Source organism: Paracoccus chinensis (assembly GCF_900102885.1).
GTDB lineage: Bacteria > Pseudomonadota > Alphaproteobacteria > Rhodobacterales > Rhodobacteraceae > Paracoccus > Paracoccus chinensis.
Map to the genome: position 1 here is coordinate 129,266 of NZ_FNGE01000002.1, position 17,847 is coordinate 147,112.

15 protein-coding genes and 1 pseudogene are annotated in these 17,847 nt (G+C 71.2%); 7 read left to right on the forward strand and 9 right to left on the reverse strand.

Annotated features, from left to right (window positions below; genetic code table 11):
* Window positions 1–7 precede the first annotated feature (7 nt).
* From rsmA to lptF, 6 genes are all read right to left on the reverse strand, one after another.
* Window positions 8–868, reverse strand: coding sequence for a 16S rRNA (adenine(1518)-N(6)/adenine(1519)-N(6))-dimethyltransferase RsmA (gene rsmA / locus BLQ03_RS02550; RefSeq protein WP_090752381.1), 861 nt, complete (start codon window positions 866–868; stop codon window positions 8–10).
* Between the two features lie 64 nt (window positions 869–932).
* Entirely contained in the window at window positions 933–1,904 is a 972-nt protein-coding gene (gene pdxA / locus BLQ03_RS02555) for a 4-hydroxythreonine-4-phosphate dehydrogenase PdxA (RefSeq protein ID WP_090752382.1), read from the reverse strand.
* 10 nt (window positions 1,905–1,914) lie between these two features.
* Window positions 1,915–3,264, reverse strand: a complete 1,350-nt coding sequence (locus tag BLQ03_RS02560; RefSeq protein WP_090752384.1) for a peptidylprolyl isomerase — start codon at window positions 3,262–3,264, stop codon at window positions 1,915–1,917.
* 31 nt (window positions 3,265–3,295) lie between these two features.
* A complete protein-coding gene (locus BLQ03_RS02565; protein ID WP_245688647.1) occupies window positions 3,296–5,635 on the reverse strand; it encodes an LPS-assembly protein LptD in 2,340 nt (779 codons plus the stop codon).
* Window positions 5,635–6,753: an LPS export ABC transporter permease LptG gene (lptG, locus tag BLQ03_RS02570; protein ID WP_090752388.1), complete on the reverse strand. Its 1,119-nt coding sequence runs from the start codon at window positions 6,751–6,753 to the stop codon at window positions 5,635–5,637. The genes BLQ03_RS02565 and lptG overlap by 1 nt, the downstream gene beginning before the upstream one ends.
* Window positions 6,750–7,892, reverse strand: a complete 1,143-nt coding sequence (gene lptF, locus BLQ03_RS02575; RefSeq protein ID WP_090752390.1) for an LPS export ABC transporter permease LptF — start codon at window positions 7,890–7,892, stop codon at window positions 6,750–6,752. Before lptF ends, lptG begins: the two co-directional genes overlap by 4 nt.
* A 140-nt stretch (window positions 7,893–8,032) precedes the next feature.
* Here lptF and BLQ03_RS02580 point away from each other — a divergent pair, with 140 nt between their 5' ends.
* Window positions 8,033–9,646: a leucyl aminopeptidase gene (locus BLQ03_RS02580; RefSeq protein ID WP_090752392.1), complete on the forward strand. Its 1,614-nt coding sequence runs from the start codon at window positions 8,033–8,035 to the stop codon at window positions 9,644–9,646.
* A 12-nt stretch (window positions 9,647–9,658) separates the two neighbouring features.
* Window positions 9,659–10,105: a DNA polymerase III subunit chi gene (locus BLQ03_RS02585; protein ID WP_090752394.1), complete on the forward strand. Its 447-nt coding sequence runs from the start codon at window positions 9,659–9,661 to the stop codon at window positions 10,103–10,105.
* A 96-nt stretch (window positions 10,106–10,201) separates the two neighbouring features.
* Here BLQ03_RS02585 and BLQ03_RS02590 read toward each other — a convergent pair whose 3' ends face one another.
* A complete protein-coding gene (locus BLQ03_RS02590) occupies window positions 10,202–10,777 on the reverse strand; it encodes a retropepsin-like aspartic protease family protein (RefSeq protein WP_090752396.1) in 576 nt (191 codons plus the stop codon).
* 231 nt (window positions 10,778–11,008) lie between these two features.
* On the opposite strand from BLQ03_RS02590, the pseudogene BLQ03_RS18775 reads away from it, so the two are divergent.
* The 5 genes and pseudogenes from BLQ03_RS18775 to BLQ03_RS02615 form a co-directional block, all read left to right on the forward strand.
* Window positions 11,009–11,185, forward strand: a pseudogene (locus BLQ03_RS18775) (twin-arginine translocase TatA/TatE family subunit); the annotation flags it as partial.
* Between the two features lie 186 nt (window positions 11,186–11,371).
* A complete protein-coding gene (tatB, locus tag BLQ03_RS02600) occupies window positions 11,372–11,845 on the forward strand; it encodes a Sec-independent protein translocase protein TatB (protein WP_090752400.1) in 474 nt (157 codons plus the stop codon).
* A 3-nt stretch (window positions 11,846–11,848) separates the two neighbouring features.
* Window positions 11,849–12,703, forward strand: a complete 855-nt coding sequence (gene tatC, locus BLQ03_RS02605) for a twin-arginine translocase subunit TatC (RefSeq protein WP_090752402.1) — start codon at window positions 11,849–11,851, stop codon at window positions 12,701–12,703.
* A complete protein-coding gene (locus BLQ03_RS02610) occupies window positions 12,693–13,535 on the forward strand; it encodes an ATP-binding protein (RefSeq protein WP_090752404.1) in 843 nt (280 codons plus the stop codon). Before tatC ends, BLQ03_RS02610 begins: the two co-directional genes overlap by 11 nt.
* Before the next feature lie 69 nt (window positions 13,536–13,604).
* Window positions 13,605–14,771, forward strand: a complete 1,167-nt coding sequence (locus BLQ03_RS02615) for a FliM/FliN family flagellar motor switch protein (RefSeq protein WP_090752406.1) — start codon at window positions 13,605–13,607, stop codon at window positions 14,769–14,771.
* Window positions 14,772–14,892: 121 nt separating this feature from the next.
* Here the strand turns inward: BLQ03_RS02615 and dprA are convergent, their stop codons facing one another.
* Both dprA and tldD read right to left on the reverse strand, forming a co-directional pair.
* The gene (gene dprA, locus BLQ03_RS02620) at window positions 14,893–16,230 is read right to left on the reverse strand and encodes a DNA-processing protein DprA (RefSeq protein ID WP_090752409.1); all 1,338 of its coding nucleotides are present in this window, start codon (window positions 16,228–16,230) and stop codon (window positions 14,893–14,895) included.
* Window positions 16,231–16,283: 53 nt separating this feature from the next.
* Window positions 16,284–17,702 (reverse strand): metalloprotease TldD, encoded by a 1,419-nt coding sequence (gene tldD, locus BLQ03_RS02625; protein ID WP_090752411.1) that lies wholly within the window; start codon window positions 17,700–17,702, stop codon window positions 16,284–16,286.
* Between the last annotated feature and the right edge of the window lie 145 nt (window positions 17,703–17,847).

Here is a 17,847-nt window from a genome sequence, read left to right on the forward strand (position 1 = left end):
TTCCCGTTCAGCCCGGCGCGCCAGACCGTGCCGCGTCCAGTGCGCGGGCCAGGGTGCAGAAGCGTTCCAGGTCGATTTCCTCGGCGCGAGCGGTCGGCGGGATGCCGGCCTGCCCCAGCAGTGTCTCGATCTGCGGATGCAGGCCCCGCAGCGAAGCGCGCAGCATCTTGCGGCGCTGGTTGAAGGCGGCGCGGGTGATTTCTTCCAGCAGCTTTGCATCGGCCGGAAAGCGCGGCTCGGGCAGGGCAGTGAGGTGGACCACCGCCGATTCGACCTTGGGCGCGGGCACGAAAGCCTGCGGCGGCAGGGTCAGGACGATCCTCGCCTCGCAGCGCCATTGGGCCAGGATCGCGAGCCGGCCATAGTCCTTGCCGCCGGGCTTCGCCACGATCCGCTGCGCCACCTCCTTCTGGAACATCAGCGTCAGGGACTGCCAGAAGGGCGGCCATTCGGGCGGCGTCAGCCAGCCGACCAGCAGTTCCGTCCCGATGTTGTAGGGCAGGTTCGCCGCGATGCGAACCGGAGGCCTCACATGGGCGAGCGGGTCGATCTCCAGCGCGTCGCCGTTGATCACCGTCAGGCGGCCGGGGTAGGCCCCGGCGATCTCCTGCAGTGCGGGGATGGCGCGGGCGTCCTTCTCGATCGCCAGCACGTGCCGCGCGCCTTCGGCCAGCAGCCCGCGCGTCAGGCCGCCCGGGCCGGGGCCCACCTCGATCACGTCGCATTGCGTCAGGTCGCCGGCCGCACGGGCGATGCGGGCGGTCAGGTTCAGGTCCAGCAGGAAGTTCTGCCCCAGCTGCTTCTTCGCCCGCAGGTCGTGGCGGGCGATCACCTCGCGCAGGGGGGGCAGGCCGTCAATCGCGCTCATGCCGTCGAAGCCGGGGGCATTCTGCCCCCGGACCCCCTGAGGATATTTGCAGACAGAAGATGGATCATGCCGCGCCCCGTTTCTGGGCCATGTCCCAGGCCATCCTCAGCGCGGCGATGGTGCTGGAGGAATCGGCGCGGCCCTGGCCCGCGATGTCGAAGGCGGTGCCGTGGTCAGGCGAGGTCCGCACGAAGGGCAGGCCCAGCGTGACGTTCACGCCACCCGCGAAATCCAGTGTCTTGATCGGGATCAGCCCCTGATCGTGATAGCAGGCCACCGCCGCGTCGCAGCGGGCGCGTGCGGGGGCGTGGAACATGGTGTCGGCAGGCAGGGGACCGGTGACGGCCAGCCCCTCGGCGCGCAGGCGCTGGCAGAGGGGGGCGATCCAGTCGAGTTCCTGCCGCCCCATGGCGCCGCCCTCGCCCGCGTGGGGGTTGAGGCCCGCCACGGCGATGCGCGGCGCGACGATGCCGAAGTCGCGGATCAGGCCGGCATGGGTGATGCGGATCGTGCGTTCCATCAGCTCGGGGGTCAGCGCCCCGGGCACGTCCTCCAGCGCGATGTGGATCGTGGCGGGCACGACGCGGCAGGGCGGCTGGACGGTGGTCGAGGCCAGCATCATCACCACCTCGGCGCCGCCCGCGAGATGCGCGAGATATTCGGTGTGACCCGGGAAGGCGAAGCCCGCGCCTTCCTTCAGTGCCTGCTTGCTGATCGGCAGCGTGCAGATGCCGCCGGCCTCGCCGCGCATCGCCATGGCCACGGCGCGGGCGATGACATCGATGACGCCCTGCGCGTTGGCCGGGTCAGGGCGGCCCGGCGTGGCAGAGGCGGCGAAGTCGTGGCGCAGGACGGGCAGGGTGCCCGAGGGAACGGGATCGCCCGGCGCGGCAACCTCAGCCCAAGGGGTGCCTTCGGGCAGGTGGCGCGGATCGCCGAGCCAGGCGAAGGGCACACCCGCCGCCAGCGCAGGCGCGGCGAGTTCGGGGCCGATGCCGCCGGGCTCGCCGCAGGTCAGGATCAGGGGCGCGGTCACGGGCAGCGGGTCACGGCCGCCGCATCAGCGCGTCGGCGCGCAGTTCGGCCAGGTAGGCGTCGGCGGCCAGAGTGGCCTTGCGGTTGAAGATCACAGCCCGCACATCCTCGCGCGAGCGCAGGGGCGGAGCCCCATCCCCCGCGACCCCTGCCGCCTGAGCCGCGTCCGAGGCCGCGTTCTGCGCGTTCGGGGCCTCGGCGGCCCCCGCGGCGGGGGCCTCCTCGCGCCGCGCGGGCACGGGCAGGCCGGGCAACGTGGTCGAGGGAGTCGTGTCCGCGATCAGCGAGGGCGTGCGGTCGCAGAGCATCACCAGACGCACGCCCGCGCCATAGTCGATGATCGTCCCCTCGTTCGGGTCCAGCGAGGCCAGCCGCTGCGCCACGTCCAGCGGCACCGCGTCCAGCGATTGCGTCTGGCGCCGGATCACGTCGCCAGGAATGCGGTTCGCCTCGACATAGACCGTCTCGCAGCTGTCGGCGACGGACAGGATGCGTGCGCCTTCCGCCGCCGAGGGCAGGGAAAGCTCGACGTAATCCACCGTCTGCGCCTCGGCGCCCGCGCGCAGGCGTCCGCGCGTGTCGCGCAGGAAGAACAGGACCACCGCCCCCTGCACCGTCAGCGGCTGGCTGATCGAGCCCGGCTGCAGGCCGAGGATGATGTTGCGCAGGCCGGGGGCAAGGTTTTCCAAGGGTGTCCAGGGCACCTGCCCGCCCTGCGCGGCCGAGGGGACGGCCGAATACTGTCGCGCGGCGGCCGAGAATTCACCGGCACTTGTCACGGTTTCCGACAAGCGCTGGGCCAGTGCCAGGGCCGCCTGCTCCTGCCCCGGAGGCGCGGGGATCACCAGTTCGGACACCAGAACCTGGGTGACGATGGGGGTCTCGATCTCGCGCGTCAGCTCCTGCTCGACCTCGCGGTCGCTGACGGTGATGGTGGGGACGATGCGCTGGCGGACGACCTCGCGCCAGGCGACGCCCGCGCGGACGAAGTCGCGGTAGGCCTGGCGGTCCACGCCCTCGCGGGCCAGCGCCTCGGTGAAGGCCTCGATGCTGAGGTTCGCGCGGCCCGCGAATTCCGCCAGGCCCTGTTCCAGCCCCTGGTCGGTGACGGCAATGCCCATCTGCCTGGCCGCCTGCAGCTTCAGTCGGTCGTCGATCAGGGCCTGCAGCGCGGCCTCGCGGTTGGCGTCGGGGGCGCGCAGGATTTCAAGGAAGCGGACGCGCTGGTCCAGTTCATACTGCGTCACGGCCGAGTTGTTGACATAGGCGACCGGCGACAGCGGCCCGGCCTGCGTCAGGGCGGGCAGGGCCGTCGCGGCCAGCAGCACCGCCATCGTCGTCGCGTGAATCATCCGCCGCATTGTCGCCTCATCCTCGTTCTTGCGCGCCAACCTAGCGCAGGCAGGACCGCCGCGCCACCGGGGCCGCGCCCGTGTCGCGCGGACGGCCGAAGCCGCCCAGCCGCACCGACAGTCCCACGTCCGTATCCGCCCGCACCGTGTCCGACGAGGTGAAGCGGCGCGACACCGACAGGTCCACGGTCACGCATTCGTTGCGGTATTCCAGCCCCAGCTCGGCCTTCTGCGCCCGGTCGGCGACGAAGTCGTAGCGCGTCTCGGCCGTCGCCTTCCACCCCTGGGCCACCTGCCAGCCGGTGGCGGCGGTCAGTTCTGACACGTCGCGGGCCTCTCCCTCCTCGGTCACGGCGTCGATCCACAGGTAGCCTGCCGACAGCTCGAACCCCGGCTTGAGCCAGCCCAGACGCAGCTCGTCCCGGCTGAGGTTCAGGTCGCTGTCGAACAGCGCGCGGTTGGCGATGGCAAGCCCGCCGGCGCCCGAATAGGTGGCCGACAGAAGCCAGTCGGACTGGCGGCCCGCCAGCACCTCGCCATAGCGCTCGAAGGCCGGGTCGGGGTCGGCGCGCAGCACGCGGCCCGCGGTCAGGCCCAGGGACCAGCCTGCCGGGTCGATGCGCGTCCAGGTCACACCGAGGTTCGCGCGCAGGCCCCCTTCCACGGCATCGCGGCCGGGCAGGCGGTCGAGGGCGAACAGGTTGCCCTCGTCGAACTCGACCAGGCGCGAATCCTCGTTCGGGACGCGGTCCTCGTCGTCGATGTCGGGGGACCAGACGACCTGCAGCACGGGCTCCAGCAGATGCGCGGCCCCGCCCCGCCGCGCCAGCAGGGGCCAGCGCAGTTCCACCGCGCCGATCGGGATGGCGCGGGCTTCCGTGCCGTCGAAGCGGCTGTCGTCGCGGATGCGGTAAAGGTCGGCATCCAGCCGTGCCTGCGCCGCCGCGACGAAGCCCCCTGCCAGGACCTGGCTGCGGCGCCAGTCCAGCCGCGCCGAGGCCCGCGCCATGTCGCGCCCGGCGATGTCGGCCCCGGAATCGCGCTGGTGGGCATGGACGGAAAACTGCAGCCCCGCTTCCCCGCCGATCAGGGCAGGGCGGACCCGGCGTTCCCACAGGGCGTCGGCCACGAGGCCGGGCGAGGTTGCCTCGTCCTCATCCTCGCGCAACGTCTCGTAGCGGCCGACGCGGGCGGTCAGCAGGCGGTCGCGCAGCACGCGGTCCAGGGTCAGCCCGCTCCACAGCCGGTCGGCGTCGGTGATGTCGTAGTCCAGCAGGTAGGCACGGTCCGAGGCGGTCTGGACCTGCAGCCCCAGCCGGTAGTCGCGGGGCAGCCGGAAGGCGGCCGCACCGAACAGGTAGCCGCGGGTGCCTTCTTCCAGGTCGTCATCGCTGAGGGCGCCGTTGATCTCGGCCGCGCCGTTGGTGAAGGCCTGGCGATAGCGCAGGCCAAGCGTCGCCGTGCGGCTGGCCGAGACATAGGGCGTCAGGGTCAGGTCCGCGCTGTCGCCCAGCGTGATGAAGTAGGGCAGCATCACCCCGAAGCCCAGGCCCGAGGTCGTGCGGAAGCGCGGCTGCAGGAAGCCCGTCATCCGCTCGACCGTGGGATCGGGGGCGGACAGCAGAGGCAGGGTGGCGATGGGCAGGCCGAAGGCGCGGAACTGAGGCCGGTCGAAATGGATGCGCCGGGTTTCGGCGTCATGGGTGATGCGTCGGGCCCGGATCTCCCACAAGGGCGTGGGATCGCTGGCGCAGACCTGGCAGGAGGAGGCGACCACATGGGTCAGCGTGGTCATGCGGCCCTGGCCCGTGCGGCGCACCTCGGCCGCGGCGAACTGCAGCTCGCGCGCAAGGACCAGCCGCGCGCCGGTCAGCAGGCCGTCCTGCAGGTCCTCGTCCAGTTGCGCGGCATCGGCGACCAGCACGGCCTCCGACGGGGTGCCGGCAAGGCCGGGCTCGGACAGGTGGATCGGCCCCTCGATCGCCAGCGTCCCGGCATTGCCGTCGTAGATCACCCGCTCGGCGATCAGGCGCGCACCGCGGAACCAGATCACAACCCCGCCCGAGGCGGTCAGGACCTGGTTTCCCGACAGCTCGACATGGTCGGCCAGCAGCGTGGCCGCATCCTCGGGTCCGGGAGGCGCCTCGCCCCGCGCAGGGGGGCGGCGGGGCGTGATCACGACCGGGGGCGGGGTGAAGCTGGTGCCGTCCGCCAGCCGGTCGCCCGCCTGCATCGACCGGGTCGGGGCAAGCGCCGGGCCGGGGCGGTCGATCAGGGATGCCACGCCCGGCGATTGCGCGGCGGCCGGACTGGCCAGCGCCAGCGCGACCGCCATCGTGAGGGCGGCGCGGCGGGCAGGGGGAAGGGCAGCGCGGGTCATCATTCCTCCAGCCGCAGAAGGACCGTCAGTGCCAGAAGCGCCGCCACCAGAGGGGGCGTGAAGGCGGCAAAGGCGGGGGGCACCTCGCCCGCCTCGCCCAGCACCTGCGTCAGGTTGCGCAGGAAGAACAGCGCAACGCCCGCGATGAAGGCGGTCAGCACCAGCATCCCGCTGCGCCGCCCGCGCATGGGGCGCATGGTGAAGACGGCCGCGACCATGACCATCGCGCCCATCAGGAAGGGCCGGGCCAGTTCCATCATCAGCCAGACCTTGTGGCGCAGGGCGGAAAAGCCCGCGCGTTCGAGCCCGCGGATGAAGTCGGGCAGTTGCCAGATCGGCACCGCCTCGGGCGCGCCGAAGCCGTCGCGGATGCGGGCGGCGGTCAGTTCGGTGGGCAGCGTCAGCCCCGGCAGCGCCATGGCGGCGCTTTCCGGGTTCGCCGCGCCAAGGGGCCATTCCTTGACGCCGTTCAGCGCCCAGGCGCCGTCCACCAGCCGGGCCGATTGCGCGACAATGCGGCGCACGGGGCCGCGCGTGTCGTCGAAGACCAGAAAGGTCGCGTCGTAAAGCGTGGTCGCATCGGGGCTGGCGCGCGAGGCGCGGATCACGATCTGGCCGCCGTCCTCGCCCGTTCCCGCGGCGCCTGCGGGCACGCCCTGACGCAGCCAGACGGCGCCGCGCCCCAGCGAGATGGTCTGCGGCACCTCGCCCGCCGCGCGCGCGGTGGCCTCGTCGTAGCGCTTGGTGGTGGCGGCGACCATCGGGTTCATGACGCTGACAAGGACCGCCCCCAGCACCACGGCCGTGATCGTCGGCGCCCAGAGGATGCGCAGTCCCGACCGCCCGGCCGCGCGGATCGCCACCATTTCGGAACTGCGCGACAGGCCCAGGAACAGCGCGATCCCCGCCAGCAGCGCCAGCAGCGGCAGGATGCCGTAAAGGCTTGCGGTGATGTTCAGCGCGGCCAGCCCGGCCAGCCCCACCAGCCCGATGTCGCGGCCACCGAAACGGCGGATTTCCTCGATGATGTCGATCAGGAACAGGATCGCCACGAAGACCCCGAAGACCACGAGGAACTGGCGCAGGAAGCGCCGGGCGACATAGCGCTGCAGGATCATGTCGCGGCCCCGGGCGCGGCCTCGGCCGGACGCATCCGGCGCGGGCGGGCGGCGGTCCAGAGCGTGGCCGCGATGATCCCCGCCCCGGCCAGCGCGGGCAGGTAGAGCAGCGGCCAGGTCTCGGGCGCCTTGGCCGCGCGGGTGGCGGCGGCCGTCTGCAGGAAATGCACGACCAGCAGCGCGACCACGGCCCAGATCACCTGCCGCCACACGCCGAAGCGTGAAAAGCCCCCCAGCAGCAGCATCGAAAAGCCCAGCAGCGCCCCGATGGGCGCCAGCAGGGGCTGGGCCAGCCGCTCGTGCGCCTCGGCCCGCGCGCGGTCTGGGGTGGCACCGGTCGCAGCCAGCAGCTCGGCGTCGGGGTTCAGAAGGCGGGGCGTCGAATAGTCGCGCAGGTCGCGCCCCCGCCGCGCGCTGGCCGAGAAGAGCCCGCCGATGTCATGGGTGAGATCGGCAAAGCGCGTCGTGGACAGGCGCGGCTCAAGCCCCGGCGCACTGCGAAGGGTCTGGACCATGCCGCGCGCCATCGCCAGCCGGGGGCCGTCCTCGCTGCGCAGGACCAGCGCCTCCTCGGCGGTGTAGATGGTCTGGCTGGCCGGGTCGCGCGCGTCCTCGAGGAACAGGTCGATCAGCCGCCCGTCCGGGGCGATCTCGCCGATGAACAGCGTCACGCCGTCGGACGGGTACTGGAAGGCGCCCGGCCGCAGGAAGCGGGCGGTCACGTTCTCGGCGATGTCGGCCTGGCGCTCGGCCAGCCGGGTCCGCGCCATCGGCACCAGCCCATGCGCCAGCACCGCCACCATCAGGGCCACCAGAAGCCCGAAGACCAGCGCCGGCCGCGCCATCCGCCAGGGCGAAAGCCCCGCCGCCTGCATCACCGTCAGTTCGGACTCCGACGCCAGCCGGTTCGTCCCGTAGGCTGTCGCAGCGAAGGCCGCCACGGGTAGCACCAGTGCAATCACCACGGGCAGCGTCAGGGCGGTGAATTCCAGCACCACCAGCGCCGTCTGGCCGTCCTGGATCAATTGCTCGAACAGCCGCACGGCGCGGTTGATCCAGTAGACCGACACCAGCACCAGCGCGAAGAACCCGAACTGGGTCAGGAACTGCGACAGCATGTATCGGTCGATCCGGGTCATGTCCCATCCTGGCTCGGGTGGCTTCCTGCTTATCCGCCCCGGTGCCGCCGCGAAAGCCCTGCGAGGCTCCGGGCCGTCTGGTCAAGGCGCGGGGGCGGGTCTAGGGTCGGGAACGCTTCCGAACCGAAGGCTCCTGCGCGATGACCCATCCCGTCGAAATCCGATTCCAGCCCCTTGCCGATGCCGACCTGTCCGCCCGCCCCGGCAGGCTGGTCCTGGTCCTGGACGACCGCGCGCAACTGCCCAAGGGCCTGCCGCAGGCCGCCCGCAAGGCGCTGGGCCGCGCGGTCGCGGCGAAAGCCTGGGCCGAGCTCAAACCGGGCGCGGCGATGGAGATCGCCTTTCCCGCGGGCCTCGCCGCCGAGGCCGTGCAGTTGATCCGCCTGCCGCGCGGCGCGGATGCGGCCCTGGCCCGCAAGGCGGGCGCGGCCATCGGAGCGCGCATGGGCAAGGGCGAGGTGACGGTGGTCTGCGGCGCCCGCTGCCCGGTGTCCGAGCTGACGCTGGGCCTCGCGTTGCGGGGCTACGAGTTCTCGGCCTACAAGTCCTCGCCCCAGGCCGACGAGACGAAGCCCGCCGAGGATGTCCCCGCCGCCGAACCCCAGAGCGTCACCCACGGCACCGCCCCCGAGGCACGCCTAAGCGATGCCGCCGCTGTCGAGCCAGCGCCTGCCGACGAACCGCGGGACCAGCCCGCCGAGCCGCCGCAGCCCGAAAAGGCCCGCGTCACCGTCCTGTGCGACGACCCCGAGGCGGCTGCCCGCGACGCCCAGTCCGGCGCGGCCCTGGCCGAAGGCGTGTTCTTCACCCGAGACCTCGTGAACGAGCCCGCCAACGTCCTGACCACCACCGATTTTGCCGACCGCCTGCTGGCGATGCGCGAACTTGGCCTCGAGGTCGAGGTTCTGGACGAGGAGGAGCTGACCCGCCTCGGAATGCGGGCGCTGCTGGCCGTGGGGCAGGGCTCGGAAAGCCCCTCCAAGGTCGTCGTCATGCGCTGGCAGGGCGGCGGAGAGGAAGCTCCCTTCGCCCTGGTCGGCAAGGGCGTCGTCTTCGACACCGGCGGCATCTCGATCAAGCCCGCGCAGGGGATGGAGGAGATGACGATGGACATGGGCGGCGCGGGCGTCGTCGCGGGCGTCATGCGGACGCTCGCCCTGCGCCGCGCCAGGGCCAATGTCGTGGGCCTTGTCGGTCTGGTCGAGAACATGCCCGACGGCCGCGCCCAGCGGCCTGGCGACATCGTGCGGTCCATGAAGGGCGACACGATCGAGGTCGTGAACACCGACGCCGAGGGGCGCATGGTGCTGGCCGACGTGCTCTGGTACGCGCAGGACCGCTTCCAGCCTGCGGCGGTGGTGAACCTCGCCACCCTGACAGGCGCCGTCATCATCGCGCTGGGCCATGACAAGGCCGGGCTGTTCAGCAACGACGACGGGCTTGCGGGCGACCTGCTGAAGGCCGCTGACGCCGCGGGCGAGGGCCTGTGGCGCTTGCCGCTGGCACCCGCCTATGACGACCTCATCAAGTCGCGGCTGGCGGACATGAAGAACTCCGGCGGCCGCCCTGCCGGTTCGATCACCGCGGCGCAGTTCCTGCAGCGCTTCATCCGCAAGGACACGCCTTGGGCGCATCTGGACATCGCCGGCGTGACGCTGCCGCCCGGGGAAACGACGCTCGCGCCCAAGGGGCCGACCGGCTGGGGCGTGATGACGCTCGATCGCCTGATCCGCGACCGCTTCGAGGCGAAGTAAGGCCGCAGCAGCTTGGGCAACGCGCTGTTCTATCACCTGACGCGCTCGACGGCCGAGGCGCTGGTGCCGTCCCTGATCGCCAAGTCACGGCAGGCGGGCTGGCGGGTGGAACTGCGCGGCGCCGAAGCCGCGCGGATGGCGCGGCTGGACGAGTTGCTGTGGCAGGGCGACGGCTTCCTGCCGCACGGACTGGCGGGCGGCCCGCATGACGCGATGCAGCCGGTGCTGCTGACGGTGGCGGGGCAGGGAACGACGGGGGCCGACTGCCTGATCGCCATCGACGGGGCCGGGGTGGACCCGGCCGAATGCGCAACGGCGCAGCGCGTCTGCATCGTCTTTGACGGCAACGACGACAGTGCGTTGAACGTCGCACGCAGCCAGTGGCGAACGCTCACCGGCGCGGGTGTCCCCGCGGAATACTGGTCCGAGGCCGGCGGGCGCTGGGAAAAGAAGCGCTGACGCCGCCCGTGCCTCAGCTGCGCCTTTGCCCGACCGGAAAGTCTTTCTTCTTCGTCCAAGTATCCCGGGGGTCCGGGGGCTGGCTCCCGGCCGACGTCACCGTTCCAGCACCAGCGTGCCGCCCTCGAACCCGACGCGGGCGAATCGGCTGAGATAGTCCATCCCCAGAAGCGAGCGATCCACCTCGCCGCGGATCACGAGCGCGGGGACGTTCTCGTCCAGGATCTCGCCGATGGCGACGCTGTCCAGCCGCACGGTCGCGGTCGGCACCAGTCCGTTGGCGGTCCGGGCGCGGCCGGCAAAGACCAGACGGTCCAGGTCGATGCCGACCCGCTCGGCGTCGCGCGGCCGCAGCGCGATCGAGGAAGCGCCGGTGTCCACCACAAAGCGCACGGGAACGCCGTTCAGCTCGGCCGTCAGGTGGAAATGGCCGTCCGGTCCGACCGGCACTTCGATCCGCGTGGGGCTGACGACCGCCTGGCGCGGCAAGACGTCGCGCCGGACGTCCTCCCACAACCCGGCGGCAGCGACAACGGCGACGAAGATCAGCCCCCAGGCCACCACCGCGCGCGAGGCCGAGCCTGCGTCGCGGCGGAACTCCACCACCAGGAATCCTCCAAGCGCCACCAGCAGCAGCGCAAGAAAGACCAGGCGGGCAGGATCGGCGATCATGGGGCGGGGCTCCTCGGTCGCGGGGGGCGTCGCGCCACATCTTGGGTGCGCGGGGGCCAGGCGCCAGTGCGGACCATCATTTTTCGGCGGGACGGCACCGGTCGCGCCCGGACGCGCGGCTGTGACTGCAAAAGGCCTTTCGGCGGCCGCGCGCTGTCCTTATATGCATCCAGGCGGCCGTCCGCAGACATCCGCCGCAGGGGCCCATCGGCCCGACAACGGAGAGAGACGATGCACGCACCTTCACCCATGGCGCTTCTTCTGATCGCCATTGTCGTCCTGGTCCTGTTCGGCCGGGGCAAGGTTTCGTCCCTGATGGGCGAGGTCGGCAAGGGCATCACCGCCTTCAAGCGCGGCGTTCGCGACGGTGCCGAGGAAATCGAGCGCCCGGTCGAGACCCCGGCCGAGCGCGCCGCCGTGACGGCCGAGCATACCGCCGACGATCTCGAACTGCGCGCCGCCAGGGCCCGCGCCGAGGCCGACCGCATCCAGGCCGAGGCCGAGGCCGCCCGCACCCGCCGGGCCGACGCGCTGCGTGACGTGACGCCGCGCGACGCCGACCGCCTGTAATCGGGCGGGACAGGCAGGCAAGCCATGCTGGATGTCGGCTGGACCGAGCTTCTGCTGATCGGCGTGGTGGCGCTGATCGTCGTCGGCCCCAAGGATCTGCCGGTGATGTTCCACGCGCTGGGCCGGATCACGGCCCGGGCACGGGGCATGGCGCGCGAGTTCTCCTCGGCGATGGAGGACGCGGCCAAGGCGTCGGGTATCCAGGAGGCGACAAAGGACCTGCGCGACCTGCAGAAGATGACCAATCCGCGCGCCATGGGGCTGGACGCACTGGGCCGCGCCGCCGACAAGTTCGAGAAATGGGACCCGCTGCAGCCCGTGCGCGAGGCGGCCTCGGCCGTTCCCGATCCGGCCGCGCCGCCGCCCGCCGCGCCTCCCAAGGCGACCCCCGTGACGCCTGCGCCCGCCCCGGTGCCTGCCGCCAGCGGCGCACCTTCGGCCGAACCGCAGCCCGGCGCCCGGCGCCTGCACGCGGTTCGCCGCACCGACCGGAGCTGAGGCTTGGCCCAACGTCCTGACGACATCGACGACAGCTCGGCCCCCCTGATCGAGCATCTGGCCGAATTGCGCACCCGCCTGATCTGGTCGGTGCTGGCCTTCGTCATGGCCGCGATCCTGTGCTATTTCGTGTGGCAGCCGGTCTTCAACTTCCTGACCCACCCGATCTGCGGGGCGCTGGCCAAGCGCGGGCAGGAATGCGGGCTGATCATGCTGAAGGTGCAGGAAGGCTTCTTCCTGGCCATGCAGATCGCCATGTTCGGCGGCTTCATCCTGGCCTTCCCGGTGATCGCCTATCAGTTGTGGCGCTTCATCGCGCCAGGGCTCTACCGCTCGGAAAAGCAGGCCTTCCTGCCCTTCCTCATCGCCTCGCCGGTGATGTTCGCCTTGGGCGCGGGATTCGCCTATTTCGTCATCCTGCCCTGGGCCTTCGACTTCTTCCTCGGCTTCCAGAGCGGACCTTTGGCCCTGCCCGACGACCCGGCCCAGCCGGTGACGAGCGATCCCGAGATGGCGGGCATCGTCTTTCAGGGCTCGATCAGCGAATACCTGTCGCTGACGACCAAGTTCATCCTGGCCTTCGGCCTGTCCTTCCAGCTGCCGGTGGCGCTGACGCTGATGGGCAAGGCCGGGCTGGTGTCGGCCGCGGGTCTCGCATCCATGCGGCGTTATGCGATCGTGCTGATCCTGGTGCTGGCCGCCATGGTGACGCCGCCCGACATCGTCAGCCAGATCGTGCTGTTTTCCGTGATCTACGCGCTTTACGAGGTGGCGATCCAGCTTGTGCGCCGGATCGAGGCCAAGCGCGAGGCGCAGTTGCGTGCAGAAGGGTTGTGGGTCGATGTTGATGACGAGTGATCCGGCGCTGACGCGCATCGCCGACGCGCTGGACCGCTTGTCGCCGCCGCCCGCCGCGATTCCCAGCTTCACGGAAGCCGACGCCTATGTCTGGCACACCGGCCCCGACCGGCTGGAGCCCGTGCGCCGCGTGGCTCGTGTCCCGCTGGACCAGCTGGTCGGCATCGACCGCGCCCGCGACACGCTGCTGGCCAACACCCTGCAGTTCGCGCGCGGCCATGCCGCCAACAACGCACTGCTCTGGGGCGCGCGGGGGATGGGCAAGTCCTCGCTGGTCAAGGCGGCTCATGCCGAGGCCGTGGCGCAGGGCCTGCCCCTCGTGCTGGTCGAGATCAGCCGTGACGACCTCGACTCGGTCGGGCGGTTGCTGGCGATCCTCGGCGACAGCGACCGCCGCTTCCTGCTGTTCGCGGACGATCTCTCGTTTTCCAGCGACGACGCGCAGTACAAGTCCTTGAAGGCGGTGCTGGACGGCGGCCTTTCGGGTCGTCCGCCGAATGTGGTGCTGTATGCGACCTCGAACCGGCGCCACCTGATGCCGCGCGACATGATCGACAACGAGCGCGCGACTGCCATCCATCCGGGCGAGGCGGTCGAGGAAAAGGTTTCGCTGTCCGACCGCTTCGGGCTGTGGCTCGGGTTCCACCCCTGCGGGCAGGATGAATATTTCGCCATGATCCAGGGCTATTGCGCGGCCTACGGGCTGGACGTGGCGCCCGAGGTGCTGCGTGCCGAGGCGATCGAATGGCAGGCCACGCGCGGGGCGCGCTCGGGCCGCGTGGCCTGGCAGTTCTTCACGGATCTTGCTGGCCGCAAGGGGCTGGCGCTCTAGGCCGCTAACCGGGTGGTAAGATTTGCCTGCGACAGTCGTGGCAGGAAACCACGGCGATTCGGACAGGCGATGCAGGGCGCGGCGGACAGCACGGATGCGACGGCGCGTGGCAGCCTGGTGCTGCGGCGCCATGTCGCTGCCCTGACCGCAGGGCGCCGCGCCATGCGATCGGCAGAGGAGACTGCGCAGCCATCCGCCGGCGCGCCTGTCCAGCGTTCGCCCGAGCGGATCATTTCTGGCGCGATCGGGCGCGCGGCCGAGCGGGTGCATGGCCTGCCCCTGTTCTTCGACCGTGTGGAAGTCCGGCAGGCCGGGCTGGCGGAACTTGGCGAGGTCCTGCCCGAGGCGGCGCTGATCCTCGTGGCCGAGGGTCCGGCTGAGGCCTTGGGCGCGGTGGCGATCTGCCCGGGGCTGCTCGCCTCGGTGATCGAGATGCAGGCGGTGGGGCGCGTCTCGTCGCGCGCCGCGCCGATGCGCCGTCCCACGCGGACCGATGGCGCGATCTGCGCCGATCTCGTGAACGCCTGCCTGTTCGAACTGGGCGACGAGCTTGCCGCGCTGCCGGGGTTCGAAGGGCTTCGCGGCTTCCGTTACGCCAGCTTCCTGGACGACCCGCGCCCCTTGGGCCTCATGCTCGAGGATACGGCCTTTCACCTGCTGTCGCTTCGGCTGCGGGCAGGGGACGCGGGGCAGCGCGACGGGCGCATGGTCATCGCGCTTCCGGTAACCCCGGCGGCCCTTCGTCCCGCAGCAAGACCCGTGCTGCCCGAACCCGAGCCCGAAGGCCCTCAGCCCGGGGCGGCCGGCGATGACCGGCCGAGGGACTCGCTGGCCGCTGTGGTCAGGTCCGTTCCCATCGACCTGGTCGGCGTCCTCTGCCGGCGCATGATCTCGCTGGGAGAATTGCGCGGCCTGTCGCCTGGGGACACGATCGTTCTGCCGGCGGATATCCTCGGCGCCGCGACGCTCGAGACGACGGTGGGGCAGGTCCTGTTCCGGGGCAAGCTGGGCGAGCTCGCAGGCCGCCACGCCTTGCGGCTGCTCGGCGGCAACGAGGCGAAGACTCCGGCCGCGAGCGGCTGGACCGAGCACCAGCAGGCGCCGCTCCCTGCCCTGACGCATGAGCCCCCCATTGCCGATCTGGAGGACCCGGATGCCTTCCGGGAAGGCAAAGCCATGTTGCCTGTGGAGCCATCAGGGCTGATTTCGGAGCCCCAGGCTGCGATATCCGGCTAGCTGGCTGGGGCTGCATTTTTCAGGTATTCACCTGGAACAGCCATCCGAACGAAGCGGTGGGCGAGTGCCGTATCGGCGAGAAGCTGCAGTTCCGGCGTCGTCCTGTGCGTCCCTCTCCCTCTTACCCTGCCAAGGCGATCCGTCCACCGGGCAGGCGGATGACCCGGCCTTCGAGTTCCAGGTCGAGAAGTGCGGGGGCGAGACAGGCGGGCGAGATGCCGAGGTCGCGGATCACGCTGTCTTCCTCGGCGGGCGAGGGGCCGAGAAGGTCAAGCAACCGAACCTTCAGGTCGCGGTTGCCTGCATCGGCAGGCGCGACGTGAAGTACTCCCGGTTCTGCCTGCTTTCCGGCAGAGCGATGGTGATCTGCGTGGCCGGTGTACTCAGTTCTCTGAGCAGGTCTTCCCGGAAGGGCTCCTTCGGCCATGTCCCGCGCGGCAGGTCTGCGGGGGACCGACGACCTGCCCCCTGCCTCGCCTTGGCTGTGAAAGGCTTCACCAGTTGGCCGGTCCGCACCTGCCTGGCGCTCGAAGCGCAGCATCGCGCCACTGGCCTCAAGGGCTGCGATCACATCCTCGGCGTTGCGTATCAGGGTCGCGCCGTCTCGGATCAGGGCGTTGCAGCCTGCCGCGCGGGCATCCAGCGGATGGCCGGGAACGGCCATGATCTCGCGCCCCTGGTCGGCGCCGCAGCGCGCGGTGATGAGGCTGCCCGAGCGATGGGCGGCCTCGATCACCACCACGCCCGCCGACAGGCCCGAAACGATCCGGTTGCGGGCAGGGAAGTGGCGGGCGACCGGCTCGACACCGGGCGGCTGCTCGCTCAGAAGGCAGCCGTTCTCGACGATGCGGTCGGCCAGGGCGCGGTTCTCGGCCGGGTAGACGATGTCGATGCCGCCCGCCATGACGGCAATCGTGCCCGCGTCGCAGCTTGCCTCATGCGCGGCGGTGTCGACGCCGCGTGCCAAGCCTGCCGTCACCGCCAGCCCCGCCTCGGCCAGTCTTCGTGCGAGACCCCGCGCCATGCGCAGCCCCAGCGAGGAGGCGTTGCGTGCCCCGATCACGGCGATGGCCGGGCGCTCCAGCGCCTCGGTTCGTCCGCGCATCCACAGGACCGGGGGCGCGTCCGGGATCGTCGCCAGCAGGGGCGGATAGGCCGCGTCGTCGAAGCGGATCAGCCGTGCGCCGACCCGTCGGCCCGCGGCAAGCTCGGCATGGGCGACGCCCGAGGGGCAGGGCTCATAGCCCTCGATCCCCGCCTCGGCGGCAATGCGGGGCAGAGCCTCCAGAGCGGCCAACGCGCTGCCATGCTCGGCCAGAAGGCGGTGGAAGGTCGCCGGTCCCACGCGGCGAGAGCGGATGAGGCGAAGGACCGCAAGGTCATCTTCCCTCGGGGTGGGTGGGGCTTCGGGGGTAACGAGAGAAAACGATCGCGCCTGCAAAACCGGCCCCTGCCTCATCCGCAGAACCGGTCTCGCATGGATTTGGTTAAGATTCGGTTAGCGCCGCCCGGTCACGCCGCCGAGCCGCCGACCGTCAGTCCGCCGATCAGCAGCGTGGGCTGGCCCACGCCCACCGGCACCCACTGGCCCTGCTTGCCGCAGTTGCCGACGCCGGGGTCCAGCGCGAGGTCGTTGCCGACCGCCCGGATCTGGCGCAGCGCGGTCGCGCCGTCTCCGATCAGGGTCGCGCCGCGAATCGGCTCGCCCACCTCGCCGTTGCGGACGCGGTAAGCCTCGGTGCAGGAGAAGACGAACTTGCCGTTGGTGATGTCCACCTGACCCCCGCCGAAGCCCACGGCGTAGATGCCGTCCTTCAGGTCCGACAGGATCGTGGCGGGATCGTCGGTGCCGGGATCCATCATCGTGTTCGTCATGCGCGGCATCGGCGCATGGGCGTGGCTTTCGCGCCGCCCGTTGCCCGTGGGCGCGACCCCCATCAGCCGGGCGTTCTGGCGGTCCTGCAGGTATCCCACGAGAATGCCGTCCTCGATCAGCACGTTGCGCTGGGGCGGCGTGCCCTCGTCGTCCACGGTGATCGAGCCGCGCCGGTCGGGCAGGGTGCCGTCGTCCACCACCGTGACACCCGGCGCCGCGATCCGCTGGCCCATCAGCCCCGAGAAGGCCGAGGCCTTCTTGCGGTTGAAATCGCCCTCAAGCCCATGGCCCACCGCCTCGTGCAGAAGGATGCCCGGCCAGCCCGGCCCCAGCACCACGTCCATGACGCCCGCGGGCGCGGGGACGGATCGCAGGTTGACCTGCGCGATCCGCAGTGCCTCGCGCACGAGGCCCTGCCAATGCGAAGGCTCCATCAGGGCGGACAGACCGAATCGGCCACCCCCGCCCGCGGTTCCGGTCTCGCGGCGGGCATTCGATTCGACGATCACCGACACGTTCAGCCGCGCCATGGGACGGATGTCGGACACGATCCCGCCCTCGGGGCGCAGGATCACGACCTCCTGCAGCGAGGAGGCGAGCGAGGCTGTCACCTGCACCACGCGCGGGTCGAGGTCACGGGCAAAGGCGTCGATGTCGCGCAGGGTGGCGATGCGGGCGCCGAATTCGATCCCGCCGACCGGGTCGGCATCCGTGTAAAGCCGCGGCCCCGGCCCGGCGGGCGGAGGCGCCATCGTGCCGCCGCCGTTCCCCACGGCCAGCCGCGCCATGGCGGCGGCGTCGCGCAGGGCCTGTTCGGTGATGTCCGTGGAATGGGCATAGCCCGTGACCTCGCCCCGCACGGCCCGCAGGCCGAAGCCCTGCGAGGCGTTGTAGCCCGCGCTGCGCAGCCGCCCGTCGTCGAAGACCAGGCTTTCGCCGCGGGCGCGTTCCAGGAACAGTTCCCCGTCGTCGGCGCCCGCCGTGGCGTCGCGCAGGATGGCAAGGGCCCGGTCAGGGTCGATCAGGTCGGCGAAGGGGTCGAAGCGATCACTCATGATTGCTACCGGAGGTAGGGGTTTTTTGGGGCCAAGTCGATAGCAATGGCTTGTCCGGTGGCGTCAGATGTGGTTGTGACAACATGACGCGATGGGGAGAGGGGGGCCGTCCGCGGCCGCCCCGACCGGACCCTGTCGAGACGCA

What these genes read in the sequence shown, in the direction of transcription:
- rsmA (WP_090752381.1), bottom strand. Translation starts at nt 868, where the DNA reads ATGAGCGCGATTGACGGCCTGCCCCCCCTGCGCGAGGTGATCGCCCGC.
- BLQ03_RS02560 (WP_090752384.1), bottom strand. Translation starts at nt 3,264, where the DNA reads ATGCGGCGGATGATTCACGCGACGACGATGGCGGTGCTGCTGGCCGCG.
- BLQ03_RS02565 (WP_245688647.1), bottom strand. Translation starts at nt 5,635, where the DNA reads ATGACCCGCGCTGCCCTTCCCCCTGCCCGCCGCGCCGCCCTCACGATG.
- lptG (WP_090752388.1), bottom strand. Translation starts at nt 6,753, where the DNA reads ATGATCCTGCAGCGCTATGTCGCCCGGCGCTTCCTGCGCCAGTTCCTC.
- lptF (WP_090752390.1), bottom strand. Translation starts at nt 7,892, where the DNA reads ATGACCCGGATCGACCGATACATGCTGTCGCAGTTCCTGACCCAGTTC.
- BLQ03_RS02580 (WP_090752392.1), top strand. Translation starts at nt 8,033, where the DNA reads ATGACCCATCCCGTCGAAATCCGATTCCAGCCCCTTGCCGATGCCGAC.
- BLQ03_RS02590 (WP_090752396.1), bottom strand. Translation starts at nt 10,777, where the DNA reads ATGATCGCCGATCCTGCCCGCCTGGTCTTTCTTGCGCTGCTGCTGGTG.
- tatB (WP_090752400.1), top strand. Translation starts at nt 11,372, where the DNA reads ATGCTGGATGTCGGCTGGACCGAGCTTCTGCTGATCGGCGTGGTGGCG.
- BLQ03_RS02610 (WP_090752404.1), top strand. Translation starts at nt 12,693, where the DNA reads ATGACGAGTGATCCGGCGCTGACGCGCATCGCCGACGCGCTGGACCGC.
- BLQ03_RS02615 (WP_090752406.1), top strand. Translation starts at nt 13,605, where the DNA reads ATGCAGGGCGCGGCGGACAGCACGGATGCGACGGCGCGTGGCAGCCTG.
- dprA (WP_090752409.1), bottom strand. Translation starts at nt 16,230, where the DNA reads ATGAGGCAGGGGCCGGTTTTGCAGGCGCGATCGTTTTCTCTCGTTACC.
- tldD (WP_090752411.1), bottom strand. Translation starts at nt 17,702, where the DNA reads ATGAGTGATCGCTTCGACCCCTTCGCCGACCTGATCGACCCTGACCGG.